Origin of the sequence: Brevibacillus centrosporus (genome assembly GCF_046622605.1) — a bacterium.
In the GTDB taxonomy this organism is placed as follows: Bacteria; Bacillota; Bacilli; order Brevibacillales; family Brevibacillaceae; genus Brevibacillus; species Brevibacillus centrosporus.
Map to the genome: position 1 here is coordinate 2,059,486 of NZ_CP176856.1, position 19,607 is coordinate 2,079,092.

A 19,607-nucleotide genomic window follows, 5' to 3' on the forward strand; every position below is an offset into this window, starting at 1 on the left:
GCTCCTTTTCCATGAAACAGCTACTGCGGATGGCTTTTTACGCAGTTGTCAGTCTCCTGCTCCATCCTCTATAATGAATGAGGATTGGAGGTGTGCTCATTGTTGAAAGCGAAAACACGCTGGCAACTGGCTGCTTACGACGAGCAATTGGCGGCAGCACTTGCTGTCGAGTGCGGATTGACCCCGCTCGTTTCCAAGCTGCTGGTGATTCGCGGCATTGACTCACCACAGAAGGCTCGTGATTTTCTGCAGGCTGGCCCGGAGCTGTTTTACGATCCGTTCCTGCTGGACGGTATGGAACAGAGTGTGCACAGAATCCGGCAAGCCATCGAGAAGAAGGAACCGATCTGTATTTACGGAGATTACGATGCGGATGGTGTCAGCTCGACATCGTTCATGGTACATCTGTTGCGCCAAATGGGCGCGGTTTTTGATTACTACATCCCTAACCGTTTTACGGAAGGATATGGGTTACATAAAGACGCGTTGGCTCACTTGCACGAGAAGGGTTACAAGCTGGTCGTGACAGTCGATACCGGGATCAGTGCGGTAGAGCAGGTGGAATACGCCAACCAGCTGGGTCTTGAGATCATTGTAACCGACCACCATGAACCTCCGGCTGTGATTCCGGAGGCATTTGCTGTGATTAATCCGAAAAAGCCGAGCTGCTCCTATCCATTTGATATGCTCGCAGGTGTTGGCGTAGCTTTCAAGCTGGGTCATGCCCTGCTCGGAGAGGCTCCGCTTCACTTGGCGGATCTAGCGGCAGTAGGAACGATTGCAGACCTCGTTCCGCTGGTTGATGAGAACCGCATTTTGGCGCGAGCCGGTCTGAAGAGGCTGAACCAGACGCGCAATGTCGGACTCCAGGCATTGATCCGCGTATGCGGGCTTGCAGACAGTGAGCTGTCAGCAGGGCATGTAGGATTCGCTCTGGGACCGCGATTAAATGCGAGTGGGCGCTTGGAGACCGCAGAATCTGCTGTGAAGCTCTTGACTACCGAGGATCTGGACGAGGCAGAACAGTGTGCGCAGGCATTGGATGATCTCAACCGAGAGCGTCAGGAACTGGTTCAGACAATGACAGAGGAAGCCATCCAGATGGTCCGCGAGCATTACCCGCCTGATGAGCATCGTGTTCTCGTCGTGGCAAAAGAAGGCTGGAATGTCGGTGTCGTCGGGATTGTCGCATCCCGGTTGGTCGAACAGTTTTACCGTCCGACGATTGTATTAGGAATCGATCCGGTCAAAGGCACGGCAAAAGGTTCTGCCCGCAGCATCGCTGGCTTTGATCTGTACGAGGCACTGACCGAATGCAAAGAGTGGCTGCCGCATTACGGGGGCCACACGATGGCTGCAGGTATGACGTTGCCTACGGAGAATCTCGACCCTTTGCGCCAGCGCTTAAATGAGCTGGCAAAGGAGTGGCTGACGGCCGATGACTTTACTCCGCTGACCAAGGTGGATGTAGCCATGGACATACAGGAAGTCAGTCTCGACGCGGCAGAGCAGCTGGAACAGCTAGCACCGTACGGAATGGGGAACCCAACGCCACTCGTTATGCTAGAGGACGTGGAGAGCGTGGGCATGCGGACGATTGGCCGCGATGACAATCATCTGAAATGCTCCTTGCAAAAGCAGGGAACGACGGTGGATGCGATCGGCTTCAACTGGGCGCATGTAACGAAAAAGGTAACGCCAAAAGCGAAATTCCGCGTGCTAGGCGAGCTCTCCGTAAACGAATGGAATGGGAATCGCAAGCCGCAGCTGACCATACGAGACATGTCCGTACCCCATCAGCAAGTATTCGATTGGCGGGGAAGCCGGGACAAGTGGGAGAAATGGCTCCAGCTGGTGGAGGAACCTGCTTCCTGGACCGTTGTCTTTCGAGAAGAAAGCTATGCGAGCTTCACGGCAAAGGCATTACCGGAGCAATCGAATTCCGTGTTATATGTAGGTGCAGGAGACATGAAGGACCTATTCCCTGCCCTGCAAACTGTCATCCTTTACGATTTGCCAAAACGACGTTCCGAGCTCACCGCCATATTGGCTCAGGTGAGACAGGCGGAGCGCATTTACTGCTTGTTCGGTGATCCTGATCTCGGAATGGAAAGGCTTTCCTGCCCGGGTAGGGAGCATTTTAAACAGCTGTACCAGTTTTTGGTCCAAGTGCCTGTCGTCCCTCAGATTCATCTGGATGCCCTGGCGAAAAGACTGAAGTGGAAGCGCAGCTTGCTGGACGGTATGATCGCCATTTTTATGGAGCTCGGCCTCTTGGCAGAAGAGCCAGATCAGTACAGACTGCAAAACCCGGGAGAAAAACGACCGCTGGAAAGCTCTTTGCTTTATCAGGCTTGGAAGGAAGAAGCGGAGCTGGCAACTGAGCTGCTGCTCTCTTCTTCAGAGGATTTGATTCGAACGTTTCATCAGTTGGTGGAAACAGCCACCGTTTAGGAGGAATTTTTCATGGATTATAAACAGTACATTCGCGTTATTCCCGATTTTCCCCAGCCTGGGATCCGTTTTAAAGATATTACTACCTTGCTGAAAGACGGCCCGGCTTATCGCTCTGCCATCCAGGATCTGGCGGAATTTGCTCGTGAAGTGGATGCTGAGGTCATTGCAGGACCGGAAGCGCGTGGCTTTGTAGTGGGTGCACCGCTCTCCTATGAAATGAGCATCGGTTTTGTGCCGATCCGCAAATCCGGCAAGCTGCCATACGAGTCCATCAAGGCAGAGTATGACCTGGAATACGGGAAAGACGCATTGGCTGTTCACGTGGATGCCATCCAGCCTGGCCAACGCGTGCTGATCGCTGACGATCTTTTGGCGACTGGCGGTACGATCGAATCGACTATCAAGCTGGTGGAACAGCTGGGCGGAAAAGTCGTAGGTGCGGCATTCTTTATCGAGCTGTCCTACTTGGATGGACGCAAAAAAATCGGAGATATCCCTGTGAAATCCTTGGTGCAATACTAAGGAGGAGCAAGCAAGAACGGGCAAATTGCCCGTTTTTTGTTTTATAAAGAAGGATTTAATATCCTCAAAGGAAAGAGTGCCCAAGAATGAAGGGATTCTTATCCAGTATACGTGCGGCAAAGGCTGTGCCAAAAAGCCCCGCACAGCCAAGTTTTCTAATTTTCTAATACTGTTCATACTTTACAGGGGAATACGGCTTTACAATACGAACGACTTACAAGATAATAGTATGAAATAGACATGATTCTCATTTTCCATCCTAACGCATGACCGATTTTGTGAACCGGCTTCGCAGGACTTTTTTTTTATACTATCGTTTCCTGGCGATGCTTGTCTGGCAGGCTAATACTAGTAGTGGTACCAACTGCCTGATTTTCGTACCTCAGCATTCGCTTCAGGCATGGCTGCGGTATATCCTTCCTCTACAACGTGGTCATTCATCCTTGTGGAGGCCTTACTAGAGGATTTCTTGTATAGATAGGGATGGATAAGTTTCCTATCCAGTATAAGTGCAACTAAGGCTACGCCCGAGGCTTGGCATAGCCAAGTTTTCTAATGAGAGGATAAGGGAAGGGAACTATGATTACCGGCATTGATGAGGTAGTAAAAAAAGCGAGCACATATTTATCTCAAGCGGATTTAGATCTGATAACCAGAGCCTATCAGCTGGCCGAGAAAGCTCATGAAGGTCAGGTGCGAAAATCAGGTGTTCCTTACATCATGCACCCGATTGCGGTCGCAGGCATCCTGGCAAACTTGCATATGGATGCGGTTACGATTGCAGCAGGCTTCTTGCACGATGTGGTGGAAGACACGGAGATCACGCTTGATTACCTCCGGGAGCAGTTCGGGCCGGATGTGGCGCTTCTGGTAGATGGCGTTACCAAGCTGGAAAAAATTAAATACAAATCCAAAGAAGAGCAGCTCGCGGAAAACCACCGCAAGATGCTAATTGCTATGGCTCAGGATATTCGGGTCATTATGATCAAGCTTGCAGACCGCCTGCACAATATGCGAACGCTGCGGCATATGTCGGAGGAGAAACAGCGGGAGATTTCCGATGAGACACTCGAGATCTTTGCACCGCTGGCACATCGTCTCGGGATCGCCTCCGTCAAATGGGAGCTGGAGGATACAGCACTTCGCTATCTAAATCCGCAGCAGTACTACCGGATCGTTAATCTGATGCAGAAAAAGCGGGTAGAGCGTGAAGCTTATCTCAACGAAGCATCAGACACCATCCGGGAAAAGCTGGGCGAGCTGAATATCGAGGCGGAAATTTCGGGAAGACCAAAACATATATACAGCATTTATAAAAAGATGACCAGGCAGAACAAGCAGTTCAACGAGATTTATGACCTGCTGGCTTTGCGGATCATCGTGAATGACATTCGCGACTGTTACGCCGTGCTCGGTATTGTGCACACCTTGTGGAAGCCGATGCCAGGTCGTTTCAAGGACTATATCGCGATGCCGAAAACCAATATGTATCAGTCCCTGCATACGACGGTAATCGGACCAAAAGGCGAGCCGTTGGAAGTGCAAATTCGCACATGGGATATGCATCAGACGGCAGAGATCGGGATTGCTGCGCACTGGGCGTACAAGGAAGGCAAGAGTGTCGTTCAGGGATCCTTCGCGGAAAAGCTGGGAAATCTGCGTGAGATGATCGAAGGCGGGTCTGAGGAAGCGCCAAACGCTCAGGAATTCATGGAAAGTCTCAAGCAGGATCTGTTCTCCGATACCGTTTTTGTCTTTACCCCCAAGGGAGACGTCGTCGAGCTGCCCAAAGGCTCCGTGCCATTGGACTTCTCTTACCGGATTCACTCGGCAGTCGGGAACCGGACGATTGGCGCCAAAGTAAATGGCAAGATCGTGCCACTCGACTACGCGATGAAGACAGGCGACATCATTGAGATTTTAACCTCCAAGCATTCGTACGGTCCTAGCCAGGATTGGCTGAAAATGGCGAAGTCCGCTCATGCTCGCAACAAGATCAAACAATGGTTCAAAAAAGAGAAGCGGGAAGAAAACGTAGCCAAGGGCCAGCAGATGGTCGAGGCTGAGGTGAAAGCCCGCAATTTTGATATTAAAGATGCGATGACGGAAAGCAATCTGAAGGAAGCGGCTGCCCGTTTTAATTTCCAGGGAGCCGAGGATATGTTTGCCGCCGTGGGCTATGGCGGGATTACGGCTTCTCAGATCGTGACACGCTTGGTCGACAAGCTGCGTCGGGAGCGAGAAGAACAAAATCCAGTCATTCCTGAATACAAGCCGAACCCGCAGCATACCAAAAGCGAGTCTGGTGTCAAGGTGCGCGGTGTAGACAATTTGCTTGTGCGTATTTCCCGTTGCTGTACGCCGGTCCCAGGTGATCAGATCATCGGTTTCATTACGAGAGGCCGCGGGGTTTCCGTGCACAGGCTGGACTGTCCAAATGTCTTGGCTGATGAATGCTCCGAACGATTGATCGATGTCGAATGGGACACGGACTTTAAGCACAACTTCAACGTGGAAATTGAAATCACGGGCAATGATCGAAGCGGTCTTTTAAACGATGTTCTGCAGGTAGTAGCGGAAACCAAGACCAATATTGCCGCCGTAAGTGGCAAAGCCGACAAAAACCGGGTAGCCACCATCCACATGACGATTTCCATCAGCAATGTGGATCATCTACAGAAAGTGGTAGAACGCATCAAGCGTATCAAAGATATTTATTCGGTTCGCCGGATTTTGAGCACCTGATCCTTCGCGGATTGGGTGTTCTTGTTTTCAAATTGTGCGAACCGACGTGATAGAGAAGGGATTGGAAGAAGAATGAGAGTAGTGGTACAACGAACACGGGAAGCGAGTGTAACAGTAGCAGGAGAGATAGTGGGACAGATTGACCACGGCTTGATGCTGCTTGTAGGAATTACCCACGAGGATGGCGAAAAGGAAGTAGAGTTCGTCGCCGATAAAATTGCCAACCTGCGTATCTTTGAAGACGAGGAAGGCAAAATGAATCATTCTGTCCTCGAGACGGGCGGACAAATCTTGTCTGTTTCGCAATTCACGCTGTACGGCGATTGCCGCAAAGGCAGACGCCCCAATTTCATGGCAGCGGCAAGACCAGACCATGCAGAGCCGTTGTACGAGCTGTTCAACGCCAAGCTGCGGGAAAAAGGTCTGCAGGTCGAAACAGGACGCTTTGGTGCGATGATGGATGTTCGCTTGCGAAATGACGGACCTGTTACACTGATTGTTGAGTCCTAAGCCAGACAGGAGGAGATATCCTTGTTAGCTTTCATGCAAAAAGTGGAGAATGGTTATATCGCTCGTTTTGAACGGAACATCAAGCATTCCGTCGAGAAGGTGTGGGCGCTACTCACGGAAAACGACAAGCTGGCGAAATGGTTTTCGGAGCTATCTGTGGATGATCTTCGCGAGGGGGGCGTCATCAAGTTTGACATGGGAAACGGCACCTTTGAAGAGATGAAGATCCTCGAACTTCAGACACAATCCGTACTCGAGTACACATGGGCCGAGGATATAGTCCGATTTGAGCTCTATCCTGAGCCAGAAGGCTGTCAGCTTGTTTTGATTGAAAAGATCACAAGGATCACCGACCATACGCCGCGGGATCTCGCTGGATGGCATGTCTGTCTGGATGTGATTATCGCTTTGCTGGATGGCAGAACCATCGACTCCCGTAAAGAGGAATGGGCCAAATGGTACGAGAAATACGTACAAGCTGTGGCAGAGGTAACGGAGGAATAAGATTCGGAGCCGTAACCGAAGAGAGCGATGAACGCCACCAAATGAGAACAGCAATAAAAAAGAACGCGGAAGTCCGCGTTCGGAAACGAGAGGGAACCCGTCTTCGCAGAGGGTTCCTTTTTTGTTTATTCGGGGAAATACTAGCTGCCCTGCGTATTTTGCGAGGAGAAGTACTGGAGGATCCCTTTGTACAAGCCCTCTGCAGCCAGGTCCTGCTGCTTCTCGGAGCGTACACGAATTTCCTCGTTGTAGTTGGAGAGGAATCCGATTTCCGCCAGAATCGCTGTCACCGGGTTCTCCCGCAGGACGAAATAGTCGCCAAAACGGGACTGAAGGTCTTTGTAGCTGGTTGCCTTGACAAGCTCATTTTGCACGAGGGAAGCCAGCTTGCTGGAGCTGCCCTGGTTGTAGAAGAAGACGATCGAGCCGTTTGTAGCTGTATTCGGATGCGTATTGTGATGAATGCTGACGAAAATATCAGCGCGATTGGTGACCGCCACATCGACTCGCTGCTGCAAGGTCAGCTTGCGATCATCGGGGCGAGTCATGATGACTGTGGCACCGGCTGCCTCGAGCTTGTTGCGCAGCAAAAGGGCCACCTGCAGATTCACTGTTTTCTCCAAAGTCGAAAAGCTAGCACCTGTAGCACCGTTGTCATTTCCGCCGTGTCCGGCATCTACGACGATCACTTTTCCAACCAATTCATTGGATTTGATCACTGCGGGAGCCCCGCTAGCGGATACGAGCCATCCGGCGATGTAGCCAGTCGAGCCGTTGCTGAGCGTGACCTGGAACCAGTCCCCCGCTTTGTTGATGATCGCGTATTTTTCCCCCGTTTGTACATGGGAAATGACCTCGTGCTCGGTACCAGGACCAGAGCGGACATTTGTATCCGGGTTAATAATAGTGACATAGGGACCACTCGGCGTCGGCGCTGTTGGCTGGGAAACAGTCACCAGCCAGCCTGCGACCCATCCTGTCTTTCCGTCTGGTGCCTGGACGCGATACCACTCACCTTGCTTTTCCAAAACGGTCAAGGTGCTGCCTATTGCGAGCGTGCCCTGAATAGCGCTTGTCGTGTTTGCCTGGCTGCGCAGGTTTAGGCCATCTGTATTGACTCTCACAGTCTGTTTGGCAGGTGATGTAGGCTGCGTTACTGGTGGAGTGGTCACGCTTGTGTTTCCCGCTCCTGTTCCACTGCCAGTGCCCGTATTTGGCAGAGAGGGCAGTGAGTTTTCGTCAGTGGAGATCCAGGCATTCACACCGTCATACGGGAATTGAATCCAGCCGTTCTGCTGAGTAAGCACGGTGATGCTTTCACCGGCATGCAGCTGGCCGATCGCAGGTGTGCTGGCATCTGGGGTCGCATAGACGTACGGAGCAAATTCGAGAGTCAGGCTTGCTCCCTGCACCGCACCAGGCTTTGCTGGGGGCGTAGTTCCCGTATTGGCTGCAGGCAAAGATTCAGGAGAAGGCTTCGTGCTGGTCTGTCCGCCACTGTTAATTTCCTTGACCAGCCAGGAGGCGACCCAGCCTTTGGTTTGACCGGAGAGTTGAATCTGAATCCAGTCGCCATTTTTTTGAACGATGCTATAACGAGTCCCCGGATTGATCGTCTGAATGACAGAATAGGTCTGTCCAGGGCCAGAGCGGACGTTAAGCTTGTCTGTCGTACTTTCAATTTGTGCGACGGAGGTCGGGGTCTGCTGCTGGGTAACGAGGTAATTTGCGACCCATCCACTTTGGCCGTTCGGCAGCTTTACTTGAATCCAGTCGTTTTTGGTAGAAAGAACGGGTAACACGGTTTTGACAGGCAAAGTAGTGATGATGGAATCCTGGAGGCTAGGACCTGAACGGACATTGAGCTTGTCCACGGAGACCTGAACAGAACCGGCGGCCCAAGCTGTTGTGACTGGGAGGGAAACGGCACATAGAAAAGTCAGGAGCGACCTCAGGAATTTTTGACGAAACACTTTTTTGACATCCTTTCTAGCTGAATTACGATTGTCAACCCCATATTTCTGGTATCTTTTTGGCAAAGGTATCTATTTCGCCTTATATCGCCTTTTTTCCTGCAACTTCCGACAAACTTCCTCATGTCAATCCCGGGTTGATTTTCCTAAAGATCGGCAATACTTAGGGAGAGTGACGACTGCATCGTGTATCAGGAGGAATGGAAGACAGTGAGACAGTCAGAAAAGGAAACCTTTACACAAGATTTGAACCGCAAGCTTTTTTCAGCAGATTTTCACGATTTTTTGGAAAAAGAATCGACGATAAACGATGTGGAAATGTCCAGAGAGTTTCAAGCGAGTGTGAGAGACCTGCAGCATTTGCGCAGAAAAAGGAAATAAAGGCCGAGATTGCTTGCAGGTGGTGCCACTTGGATGGTTGACCGTCTTCCTTTCGGTCAGCTAAGATGAGGAGTGGCATACTGAAAAGCAGGTGAACCTATGATTCAGATTACATGCGTAGGTCACGCGTTCGAGCGTGAGCTCTCGCTGATTCTCGCTTTGTTTTACGAAGATCCGCAGCTCTCTTTTGTCAGTGAGTGGACAGATGAGTCTGATCTCAAGCTAAAGCTTGCATTGACAGTGAAAGAAGACGGCGTAGTGGCTTGTGGCGAGCTGTTTGATGGTGCTCGGCGAATCGAGCATCAGGTCAATCGAAGCTATGTGTCTCTTGAAGAAAAGGCGATGCGCAAGACAGCGAAGCAGGCACTTTGCTACGCGTTGCTGTTGATGCTGGAAGAATACACAGGAATGGAACAAGGCTGGGGCATTTTGACGGGCATCCGTCCGACCAAGCTGCTGCATCAGATGAACGTGGCGGGTATTGGTCGAGAGGAAGCGCATAAGCGCCTGCAGGAGGAAGTGATCCTGCGCCCGTACAAGCTGTCACTGCTGCAGGACATCGTTGACAGACAGCTGCAGGTGGTGCCTGACCTCTATCAAATCGATCAGGAGCTGTCCGTCTACATTGGCATTCCTTTTTGTCCGACGAAATGTGCGTACTGTACGTTTCCTGCCTACGCCATTCGCAGCCATACCGCATCGGTAAATCCGTTTCTCGAAGGGCTTCACTACGAGATCGAGCAGCTTGGAAAATGGCTTGCGAAAAACGATCAACGGATTACTTCGATCTACTTCGGCGGAGGCACGCCGACGAGCATTACGGCGGAGGATATGGATCAGCTCTTCGACAAGATGTATCGCTCCCTCCCTCACATGGATGGCGTCAGAGAACTGACCGTAGAAGCAGGAAGACCGGATACGATCACGCGTGAGAAGCTGGATGTGATGAAGCGGTGGGAGGTTGACCGCATCAGCATCAATCCGCAGTCCTTCACTCAGGAAACGCTGAACGCCATCGGGCGGCATCATACGGTGGAAGAGACCATCGAAAAGTATCACCTCGCTATGGAGATGGGGCTTACGAACATCAACATGGACTTGATTATCGGGCTGCCGAACGAAGGGGTAGCAGAGCTGGCACACAGCCTGCAAGAGGTTGAAAAGCTGATGCCTGCATCGCTTACGGTCCATACCTTGTCTTTTAAACGAGCTTCTGAAATGACGCAGAATAAGGAACGCTATAAAGTCGCCAGCCGGGACGAGATTAGCAAAATGATGGAAATGGCGTCAGAATGGACTGCGGCGAACGGTTATGATCCATACTACCTGTATCGCCAGAAAAACATTTTGGGCAATCTGGAGAATGTCGGGTATTCCAAACCAGGTCAGGAAAGCATATATAACATCATGATCATGGAAGAGGTGCAGACCATTCTTGGACTCGGATGTGGCGCGGTGTCCAAACTGATGGCACCAGGGAGCGGCAAGCTTACGCGTTGGCCGAACCCGAAGGATCCGAAAACGTACAATGACACGTACCGCACCCTCGTAGAAAACAAGCTGCGAGATCTGGACGACATTTATTCCGGTAATCCAGTATCTGTAAAACGATGAATCGTTAATAAAAAAAGTTTTACAAAGCGCCTGTTGACGCGTGTTGGCAGGTTTGCTATGATTCACAATAAGCTTTTGAAACAAGACAACGATCTAATGACGGGAACAAGTATCCAAGAGACGGATATCCAGAGAGAAAGCACCGTGGCTGAGAGTGCTTTTGTATAACGACTTGGAAAATGACATCCCTGAAGACCGCAGTGAACGGTTGAAGCAGCAGCTTCCTCAGTAACTGGCAGGCGTATGCCGACGTTACCGGCTCATGAAGTGGAGTGACTTTTCGTGTGAAGAGAGTCGCTCAAACAGGGTGGCACCACGGGAGTAAAACCAGTCTCTCGTCCCTGACTTGTAGTTTGCGCTACAGGTCAAGGACGAGGGGCTTTTTTATTTTCTTAATTCTATTGGGGGTTCATTCGAATGACGCGTATTCAAATTCCTCGCGGTACGCAGGACATCATGCCCGGTACCGTAGAGCTGTGGCACTACGTGGAGGCAAAAGCCCGCGATTTGTGCCGGCGTTCCAACTATCAGGAGATCCGCACACCGCTGTTTGAAAGCACTGAGCTTTTCCAGCGCGGAGTGGGTGAGACGACTGACATCGTGGAAAAAGAAATGTACAGCGTGGCAAATCCGCGCAGTACCGATGCGCTGACGCTCCGTCCAGAAGGAACAGCTGGCGTCGTCCGCTCTTATGTCGAAAACAAACTGTACGGTGTGCCGAATCAGCCGACCAAGCTGTACTACCTCGGCCCGATGTTCCGTCACGAGCGTCCGCAAGCAGGTCGCTACCGTCAGTTCGTACAGTTTGGTGCAGAGGCGATCGGCTCCAGCGATCCGGCGATTGACGCTGAGGTGATTGGACTTGCGATCCGATTGTATCAGGAGCTGGGACTGACTGGGCTTAGCGTAGAGCTGAACAGCGTAGGAACGCTGGAAGACCGCGCTCGTCATCGCGAGCATCTGCTGGCACATCTGAATGGCGTGCGCACAGAGCTTTGCGAAGACTGCCAATCCCGGATCGACCGCAATCCACTGCGCGTTCTCGACTGTAAAAACGAGAAGTGCAAATCGCTGACGAAAGATGCTCCGTCGATTCTCGACTACCTGAGTGAGGAGTCTGCCGCGCATTTTGAAGCCGTGAAAGGCTACCTGACAGCACTGGATATTCCGTATCACGTGAACCCACGTCTGGTGCGTGGATTGGACTACTACACGCTGACCGCTTTTGAAATCAAAATGGCGGAAATCGGTGCGGTAGAAACCCTCTGCGGTGGGGGACGCTACAACGGACTGGTGGCAGAGCTGGGTGGAGATGACATGCCGGGAATCGGCTTTGCACTCAGTATCGAGCGCTTGCTCCTGGCACTGGAAAAGCAAGGCGTACAGCTGCCGATCACAGGTGGCATCGATTGCTTCGTCGTCGTACAGTCTCCTGAGGCAAAAACGCAAGCCTTTGTACTAGTCGACCAGCTGCGTCAAGCTGGAATCGCAGCAGAGCTCGATTACCTGGATCGCAAAATGAAAGCACAGCTGAAGCAAGCTGATCGTTTGTCCGCACGTTTTACGGCGATCATCGGCGAGTCAGAGCTGGCAAACGGCACAGTCGTGCTCAAAGAGATGGCAACGGGTGAACAGCAGGAAGTCAAGCGGGAAGAGCTCGTTTCCGTGCTGAACGCTACATTACACCATACAAACTAGAAATTGAGTGGGGGATTACCAACATGTCATGGCAATATCGCACCGTACATTGCGGAGAAGTAACGAAAGAACACGTAGGACAGGAAATTGTCCTGAATGGCTGGGTACAAAAACGCCGCGACCTCGGCGGAGTTATTTTTATCGACTTCCGTGACCGTACAGGGATCGTGCAAATCGTATTCAACCCTGAGCATCACAAAGGCGCATGGGAGCTGGCCGACAAGGTCCGCAGCGAATACGTACTGGTCGTAAAAGGAACCGTCGTGAACCGTGCACCGGAAGCGATCAACCCGAAACTGCAAACAGGTGAAATCGAGGTCCATATCTCTGACATCCAAATCTTGAACGAAGCGAAAACGCCTCCGTTCCAAATCGAGGATGAGATCGATGTAGATGAGCAGGTTCGCCTGAAATACCGCTATCTGGACCTTCGTCGTCCCGAAATGCAGCGCTCCCTGTATCTGCGCAGCAAAGCAGCGAAAGCGTTCCGCGATTACCTCGACAACAACGGTTTCTTAGAGGTTGAAACTCCGATCCTGAATAAGAGTACACCAGAGGGCGCTCGCGACTACCTGGTGCCATCTCGTGTGCATCCAGGAGAATTCTACGCATTGCCTCAATCTCCTCAGCTGTTCAAGCAGCTGTTGATGGTATCCGGTCTGGAGCGTTACTATCAGATCGCCCGTTGCTTCCGTGACGAAGACCTGCGAGCTGACCGTCAACCGGAATTTACGCAAGTGGACATCGAGACCTCTTTCCTGTCGATGGAAGAAATTTTGCCGATGATGGAAGAGATGGTGGCTCACGTATTCAAAGCAACGCTTGGTGTAGACATCCCAACCCCATTCCCACGCCTGACTTATGCAGAAGCGATGGGACGCTATGGCTCCGACAAGCCGGACGTACGTTTTGGCATGGAGCTCACGGATGTATCTGACCTCGTGGCATCCAGCGACTTTAAAGTATTTGCAAGTGTCGTTGCAGGCGGCGGTCAGGTAAAAGCGATCAATGCAAAAGGCTGCGGTCATTATTCCCGCAAAGAAGCAGACGACCTGCAAAAATTCGCGAACCGCTATGGTGCAAAAGGCTTGGCTTACATCGGCTTCCAAGGCGGCGAAGTAAAAGGTCCAATCGCGAAGTTCTTTAAAGAAGAAGAGATCGCGGAGCTGAAAAAACGCCTGTCTGCAGAAGATGGCGACTTGCTCCTGTTCGTAGCAGACAAACCAAAAGTGGTTGCAGATGCGCTGGGCGCTCTGCGCTCCAAGCTGGGTGCAGAACTTGGCCTCATCGACCACAGCAAATTTGCTTTCCTGTGGGTCGTAGACTTCCCGTTGGTTGAATGGGATGAAGAAGCAAAACGCTACGTGGCGCTGCACCATCCGTTCACACGTCCGAAAGACGAAGACCTGCACCTGTTCGATACGGATCCAGGCCAAATCCGTGCACAGGCATACGACATGGTACTCAACGGCTATGAGCTTGGCGGCGGTTCCATGCGGATCTTCAAGCGCGATGTCCAAGAGAAAATGTTCAAAGCGCTCGGCTTTACACAAGAAGAAGCTCGTGAGCAATTTGGTTTCCTGCTCGATGCTTTCGATTACGGCACACCACCACATGGCGGTATCGCCCTTGGTCTGGACCGCTTGATCATGCTGCTGGCTGGACGTACGAACCTGCGTGAAGTAATCGCGTTCCCGAAAACAGCGAGTGCAACCGACCTGATGGTAAACGCACCAGATGTCGTAGCACCAAGACAGCTGTCCGATCTGCATATCGCAACGACTGTAGAAGAAAAGGTAGAAGCGTAAGCGACTTGCACAACCGCATGACGATTTGATACAGTGGTAATACTAAAAAGAAGCCCTGAGATGTACGTGAAATCCGATAGTTTTGAGCCACAAAGTTTGTTTAGGGAGTTTTTCGTCCGCAACTGTAAAGGCATGCCTCCATCGAGTGGACGTCTGTAATGGTTGGGCAAGACACCCACCTGCGATGAGCAGGTTCAAAACTAAGGAGCTACACGGCATAATGGGGCTCCTTTTTTCGCTGGAATCCTACTTTTCCGATGGATTATAATTTCGCGGATGAAATGAAAGGTGACAAGAAGATGCTCCATCAATTTTCTCGTTGTGAATTGGCCTTCGGTCCCGAAGGTTTGGAAAAAATGAAAAATAGCCGCGTTGCGGTATTAGGTATAGGCGGAGTGGGATCATTCACGGTTGAGGCATTGGCCCGCACAGGCGTAGGCAAGCTTGTAATGGTTGACAAGGATGTCGTGGATATTACAAACATCAACCGTCAGATTCATGCTACACTAAATACCGTCGGGCAAAAAAAGGCGGAGCTGATGAAGGAACGAATCGCCGCGATTAATCCGGAGTGCGAGGTCGTTACCTTGAACATGTTCTTTACAGCGGAGACCGCCGATGAATTTTTCGCGCATGAAGTGGATTACATCGTAGATGCCATGGATACCATGTCCGCGAAGCTTTATTTGATCAAAGAAGCGAAACGACGCAACATTCCCATTATCTCCAGCATGGGAGCGGCCAACAAAATGGATCCAACCCGTTTCGAGGTAGCCGATATCTCTCAAACGAGCTACGATCCGATCGCCAAGGTGATTCGTCGTGAGCTGCGCAAGGCTGGGATCTACAAAGGGGTAAAAGTGGTCTATTCCCGTGAGATTCCGGTGACCGTCCGCTCAGATGTACGTGAACAAATCGTTTCCAATCCGGATTCACCCATTAGCAAAGTGCGGCAGCCTCCAGCAAGCAACGCCTTTGTCCCTTCCGTAGCTGGATTGATTCTGGCAAGTGTCGTTGTGCGTGATCTGTTGGACTGGCAGCCGATAAAAGGATAGTGACCTATGGATGATCTTTTCACGTTTGCCTACGACCAGCAGGGTGGAGGCAAACAAAAGCCATTGGCTGCCCGCATGCGCCCCCAATCGATTCAAGAGGTCATCGGGCAGTCTCACATTCTCGCTCCAGGTAAACTATTGCGACGTGCGATTGAAGCCGACCAAGTATCTTCGCTGATCTTTTACGGACCGCCTGGAACGGGGAAAACCACTTTAGCCAAAGTCATTGCGAGGTCGACGCGGTCCCATTTTTCAGAATTGAATGCGGTCACGGCTGGCGTCGCAGACATCCGGAAAGTGGTGGAAGCAGCCAAAGAGAGGCTTGTCATGGACAATCAGCGAACCACGCTGTTTGTCGACGAGATCCATCGCTTCAACAAATCCCAGCAGGACGCTCTTCTGCCTTATGTAGAAGAAGGGACGATTATTTTGATTGGAGCGACCACGGAAAATCCTTTTTTTGAGGTGAATCCGGCCTTGCTGTCCCGCTCGCAGATTTTTTCACTACAGTCGTTGACGCACGAAGAATTGGGTCAAGTGATGGAGAGAGCGTTAACGGATGAAGTAAACGGACTGGGAGAGCTTCGGGTCTCTCTGACACCAGAAGCTTCTGAGCATTTGATCCATTACGCAGAAGGCGATGCCAGGAGATTGTTGAATGCCTTGGAGCTGGCTGTTACCACGACGCCTGCAGGTTCCGACGGGCGTGTGACGATTACCCTGGATGTCGCGGTAGAGTCTATCCAGCGAAGAGCTGTTCGTTATGACAAGAGCGGAGACAACCACTACGATACGATCTCCGCTTTCATCAAATCCATCCGCGGCTCTGATCCGGACGCAGCCTTGTATTGGCTTGCACGAATGATCGATGCGGGAGAGGATCCGCGCTTTATTTCCCGCAGGCTTGTCATTTCTGCTTCGGAGGACATTGGCAATGCCGATCCGCAAGCCATCGCAGTCGCTACCGCCTGTTTTCAAGCAGTGGAATTGGTTGGCATGCCGGAAGGACGGATCCCACTGGCACAAGCGACGACCTACCTGGCTACAGCTCCGAAAAGCAATGCCGCATACAATGGAATCAATGCAGCCTTGGACCGGATCAGAAACGATGGTCACAAGGCAGTCCCGATCCATTTGCGCGACGCGGCCTACAAGGGTGCTGCCAAGCTGGGGCATGGAAAGGGCTACAAGTACCCGCATGATTACCCATATGGGTATGTCCCGCAGCAATATTTGCCAGATGGTGTGAACTATTCGTTTTACCTGCCAAAAGACCATGGCTACGAAAGGCATATCAAACGATTTCAGGAAGAGCGAAAAAAACTGGATGACCGGGGATTGCCACAAAAAAACTCCCCCGAATAGAGGGAGAGCTTTTCGTCAGGTACGGACATCTCCGCCTGGCTTATTTGGCAGATCGCCATTTTCATTCGGCTGCTTGCTCTGCTCGGTGGCACCGTAGCGGGCTTTGTGAGCGATGGTTCCTGCCGGCTGATCGTACAAGGTATTGGACGGGTGGTTCTTCCCCCGTTCTGAACCCTTATTTGTCGCCATGTGACTTCACCCCCATGGATGCTAGTTTGTCCCGACACGCCCAAGTCATGTAGGGGCTGGCGGGGGGAAAAGATTTGTATAGAGGAGAGATTGTTACGTGAAGATTTCTACGAAAGGGCGTTATGGGCTCACGATTATGATGGAGCTGGCCAACCGTAACGGTGAAGGGCCGACTTCCTTGCGCAGCATCGCCCAGCGTCATGATTTGTCAGAGCATTATTTGGAGCAATTGATCGCGCCACTGCGCAATGCTGGACTAGTAAAAAGTATTCGCGGTGCTTACGGTGGATATGTCCTTGCCAAGCAGCCAGAAGAAATTTCGGCTGGCGATATTATCCGTGTGCTGGAAGGTCCGATTAGTCCTGTAGAGTTCGCGGAAGAGGAAGATCCAGCAAAACGCTACCTGTGGCTGCGCATTCGCGACAGCATTTCCGCTGTACTCGATTCGACTTCCCTGCAAGACCTGATTACGTTTGAGGATGACGGTCGTTCGGACAGCTACATGTTTTACATTTGACCTATCGTCAAATGATTAATGAGCAGAAGGTGACACCCGTGTCTGACATGATGTACTTTGATCACGCCGCCACTACCCCGGTGCATCCACGGGTATTGGAGGCTATGACCCCATACTTGACGCAAGTGTTTGGCAATCCGTCCAGCGTTCATGGCTTCGGTAGAGAAGCACGCAAAGCTTTGGAGCAGGCGAGGGATCAGATTGCTGCTTTCATGGATGCCGATCCCCAGTCGCTCATCTTTACTGGCAGCGGGACAGAAGCAGATAACCTGGCGATTATCGGAGGAGCGATGGCACAGCGGGAACGCGGCCGTCATATCATCACCTCCCAAATTGAGCATCACGCCGTTTTGCATGCGTGCGAATACTTGGAGCAGGAAGGCTTCGAGGTGACGTATCTTCCGGTGGATGAGACAGGTTCCGTGCGATTGGCTGATCTGAAGGAGGCTGTTCGACCGGATACTGTGCTCGTATCCATCATGTACGGCAACAACGAGGTAGGCACGATTCAACCGATTGAGGAGATCGGTACGTTTTTGCGTGAAAAAGGCATTCTTTTTCATACCGATGCTGTACAAGCCTTTGGGGTACTGCCTATTCGCGTGCGGCAGCTCCCTGTGGATATGCTCTCTGTGTCTGCCCATAAGATCAATGGACCCAAGGGAGTAGGAGCGCTGTATCTGGCGAAAAAAGTTCCGATCGAACCGATCCTGCATGGAGGCTCCCAAGAGCGGAACCGGAGAGCAGGGACAGAAAACCTCGCGGGAATCGTCGGATTTGCAGAAGCTACAAAGGTGACCGAAGAGGAAATGGACGACCGTGTCTCCAAATACAAGCGAATGAAAGAAGAAATGCAGGCGGTTTGGAAGGAAGCGGGGATTGCTTACCAGGTCAATGGTCACCCCGAAATGGTCATGCCGCATGTTTTCAATGTCAGCTTTGTCGGCGTACATACAGAGACGATGCTGATGAACCTGGATTTGGTTCATATCGCTGCATCGAGTGGATCTGCATGTACGTCTGGCTCGCTCGAGCTGTCCCATGTTTTGAAAGCCATGCATCTGGAGGACAGCGTCTCGCACTCTGCCATTCGCTTTAGCTTTGGTATCACGAATACCGTGGAAGAAGCTCGCCGTGCAGCAGACGCTGTTGCCAAAATCGTACAGCGACTGGTCAAGCGCGCATAAAAGAATGGATTGGTATAGAGAAAGAGGATGGAAACCGTTTGGGAGGAAGCTGCCCGAGCGGTTTTTTTGCATGTACCTGGTAGGTGAAGAACCATGCCATTCTGTAAACAAAAACATATTCTAAAGAAAATGACAGTGAGCAGGGGGAGGATATGCACATACGAGATGCAGCCTCAGCGAGACGGAAGCTACTTGTGCCATCAGGCTGTCCCGATATTTTTCCAGGCAACAATCAAGGCCAATTCCTGCAAACCGAAGTGTACTATTACTGTGCTTTGGCCAGTGGCAGTACCCGTTATTTTACGGACCACGACCGTCTGATTGAATACCAGTCTTCACTCATTCTCGATCCGCAGCAAGTGTCCTATATGAATCTTTTTGTCAATGGCATGCTCCAGCCTCCCATTCTGTATGAAGTGAGGAGGGGACTTTTGCTTCTCAAGACAACGGATGTACCCCAGTCCGGAGTCATGATTATGCTGCAATTTGTAAAGATTCTTTTGCCTAATCCGTGAGAGACCAACACCGGATCATTTTGTGCTGAAAAAATAGGAGCTGCATCAGCGGCACTTGTCCACACGCTTTCAGCAAGTCCTCATACAATACAGTATGGATGAGGGAAAGGAGGAGAGTTTCACATGGCACTTGAAATCATGAAAATTGTCGTAGGGGCTACCACTGTCACAAATGTGGTACCGACGGCGACTCGTCTGTTTTATCAGGTTCCCGCTTTGACTACTGGTCCGACGACGTTGAGCATCGACGCAGCTGATTTTCTCCAGGACGATGGAAACGCGGCAACCACTCTGCCTACCTTGGATGCGAACAACAGCTACTACAACGTGTTCATTAATGGCGTTTTGCAAATGAGCGGCCTTTCCGTATATACACCAGGAGCAACAGGAGTAGGGAGTCTTGCCATTACTGTGCCTACAGGGGAAAGCATTTCTGAGGATACAGTCGTGGTGCTGGAAATTGTCAGCTACGCTCCAACTTCGACTACGACGATTACGGGGTAAAGAAAAAGCAAAAACCGTTTGGGAAAACAAGCCCGAACGGTTTTTTTGTAGAAATTCTCTTGA

17 protein-coding genes and 1 other RNA gene are annotated in these 19,607 nt (G+C 51.3%); 16 read left to right on the forward strand and 2 right to left on the reverse strand.

Going from position 1 to position 19,607, the window contains the following annotated elements:
* Positions 1-99: 99 nt before the first annotated feature.
* The 5 genes from recJ to ACLIN2_RS10580 all read left to right on the forward strand — a co-directional run bounded on the left by recJ (position 100) and on the right by ACLIN2_RS10580 (position 6,738).
* Positions 100-2,454, forward strand: a complete 2,355-nt coding sequence (gene recJ, locus ACLIN2_RS10560) for a single-stranded-DNA-specific exonuclease RecJ (RefSeq protein WP_411504001.1) — start codon at positions 100-102, stop codon at positions 2,452-2,454.
* Between the two features lie 12 nt (positions 2,455-2,466).
* Complete coding sequence (locus ACLIN2_RS10565; protein ID WP_092269448.1) at positions 2,467-2,979, forward strand: adenine phosphoribosyltransferase; 513 nt, start codon at positions 2,467-2,469, stop codon at positions 2,977-2,979.
* 579 nt (positions 2,980-3,558) lie between these two features.
* Positions 3,559-5,724, forward strand: coding sequence for a RelA/SpoT family protein (locus tag ACLIN2_RS10570; RefSeq protein WP_122959639.1), 2,166 nt, complete (start codon positions 3,559-3,561; stop codon positions 5,722-5,724).
* 72 nt (positions 5,725-5,796) lie between these two features.
* Positions 5,797-6,234 (forward strand): D-aminoacyl-tRNA deacylase, encoded by a 438-nt coding sequence (gene dtd / locus ACLIN2_RS10575; protein ID WP_092269442.1) that lies wholly within the window; start codon positions 5,797-5,799, stop codon positions 6,232-6,234.
* Between the two features lie 21 nt (positions 6,235-6,255).
* Positions 6,256-6,738 (forward strand): SRPBCC family protein, encoded by a 483-nt coding sequence (locus ACLIN2_RS10580; RefSeq protein ID WP_411504002.1) that lies wholly within the window; start codon positions 6,256-6,258, stop codon positions 6,736-6,738.
* Positions 6,739-6,878: 140 nt separating this feature from the next.
* On the opposite strand, the gene ACLIN2_RS10585 is transcribed toward ACLIN2_RS10580, so the two are convergent.
* Positions 6,879-8,711: an SH3 domain-containing protein gene (locus ACLIN2_RS10585; protein ID WP_411504003.1), complete on the reverse strand. Its 1,833-nt coding sequence runs from the start codon at positions 8,709-8,711 to the stop codon at positions 6,879-6,881.
* A 210-nt stretch (positions 8,712-8,921) separates the two neighbouring features.
* Here ACLIN2_RS10585 and ACLIN2_RS10590 point away from each other — a divergent pair, with 210 nt between their 5' ends.
* The 7 genes from ACLIN2_RS10590 (at position 8,922) to ACLIN2_RS10620 (ending at position 16,632) form a co-directional block, all read left to right on the forward strand.
* Positions 8,922-9,092 (forward strand): hypothetical protein, encoded by a 171-nt coding sequence (locus tag ACLIN2_RS10590; RefSeq protein ID WP_170184421.1) that lies wholly within the window; start codon positions 8,922-8,924, stop codon positions 9,090-9,092.
* 99 nt (positions 9,093-9,191) lie between these two features.
* Complete coding sequence (locus ACLIN2_RS10595) at positions 9,192-10,706, forward strand: coproporphyrinogen III oxidase (protein WP_411504004.1); 1,515 nt, start codon at positions 9,192-9,194, stop codon at positions 10,704-10,706.
* A gap of 417 nt (positions 10,707-11,123) precedes the next feature.
* Positions 11,124-12,404 carry a histidine--tRNA ligase gene (hisS, locus tag ACLIN2_RS10600; RefSeq protein WP_327931599.1) on the forward strand — a complete coding sequence of 427 codons (1,281 nt, stop codon included), beginning with the start codon at positions 11,124-11,126 and terminating at the stop codon, positions 12,402-12,404.
* 23 nt (positions 12,405-12,427) lie between these two features.
* On the forward strand, positions 12,428-14,212 hold the full coding sequence (gene aspS, locus ACLIN2_RS10605) for an aspartate--tRNA ligase (RefSeq protein ID WP_092269430.1): 1,785 nt from the start codon (positions 12,428-12,430) through the stop codon (positions 14,210-14,212).
* 49 nt (positions 14,213-14,261) lie between these two features.
* Positions 14,262-14,443, forward strand: a non-coding RNA gene (ssrS, locus tag ACLIN2_RS10610) — 6S RNA.
* 68 nt (positions 14,444-14,511) lie between these two features.
* Positions 14,512-15,267 (forward strand): tRNA threonylcarbamoyladenosine dehydratase, encoded by a 756-nt coding sequence (locus tag ACLIN2_RS10615; protein ID WP_122925601.1) that lies wholly within the window; start codon positions 14,512-14,514, stop codon positions 15,265-15,267.
* 6 nt (positions 15,268-15,273) lie between these two features.
* Positions 15,274-16,632: an AAA family ATPase gene (locus ACLIN2_RS10620; RefSeq protein WP_092269427.1), complete on the forward strand. Its 1,359-nt coding sequence runs from the start codon at positions 15,274-15,276 to the stop codon at positions 16,630-16,632.
* A 15-nt stretch (positions 16,633-16,647) separates the two neighbouring features.
* Here the strand turns inward: ACLIN2_RS10620 and ACLIN2_RS10625 are convergent, their stop codons facing one another.
* Positions 16,648-16,821: a hypothetical protein gene (locus tag ACLIN2_RS10625; protein WP_170184422.1), complete on the reverse strand. Its 174-nt coding sequence runs from the start codon at positions 16,819-16,821 to the stop codon at positions 16,648-16,650.
* Between the two features lie 97 nt (positions 16,822-16,918).
* On the opposite strand from ACLIN2_RS10625, the gene cymR reads away from it, so the two are divergent.
* From cymR to ACLIN2_RS10645, 4 genes are all read left to right on the forward strand, one after another.
* Entirely contained in the window at positions 16,919-17,338 is a 420-nt protein-coding gene (cymR, locus tag ACLIN2_RS10630) for a cysteine metabolism transcriptional regulator CymR (protein WP_092269424.1), read from the forward strand.
* 38 nt (positions 17,339-17,376) lie between these two features.
* Positions 17,377-18,525 carry a cysteine desulfurase family protein gene (locus tag ACLIN2_RS10635; protein ID WP_411504005.1) on the forward strand — a complete coding sequence of 383 codons (1,149 nt, stop codon included), beginning with the start codon at positions 17,377-17,379 and terminating at the stop codon, positions 18,523-18,525.
* Positions 18,526-18,677: 152 nt separating this feature from the next.
* Positions 18,678-19,040, forward strand: coding sequence for a DUF4183 domain-containing protein (locus ACLIN2_RS10640; protein ID WP_122959635.1), 363 nt, complete (start codon positions 18,678-18,680; stop codon positions 19,038-19,040).
* 123 nt (positions 19,041-19,163) lie between these two features.
* Positions 19,164-19,544, forward strand: a complete 381-nt coding sequence (locus tag ACLIN2_RS10645) for a DUF4183 domain-containing protein (RefSeq protein ID WP_327931590.1) — start codon at positions 19,164-19,166, stop codon at positions 19,542-19,544.
* Positions 19,545-19,607 lie beyond the last annotated feature (63 nt).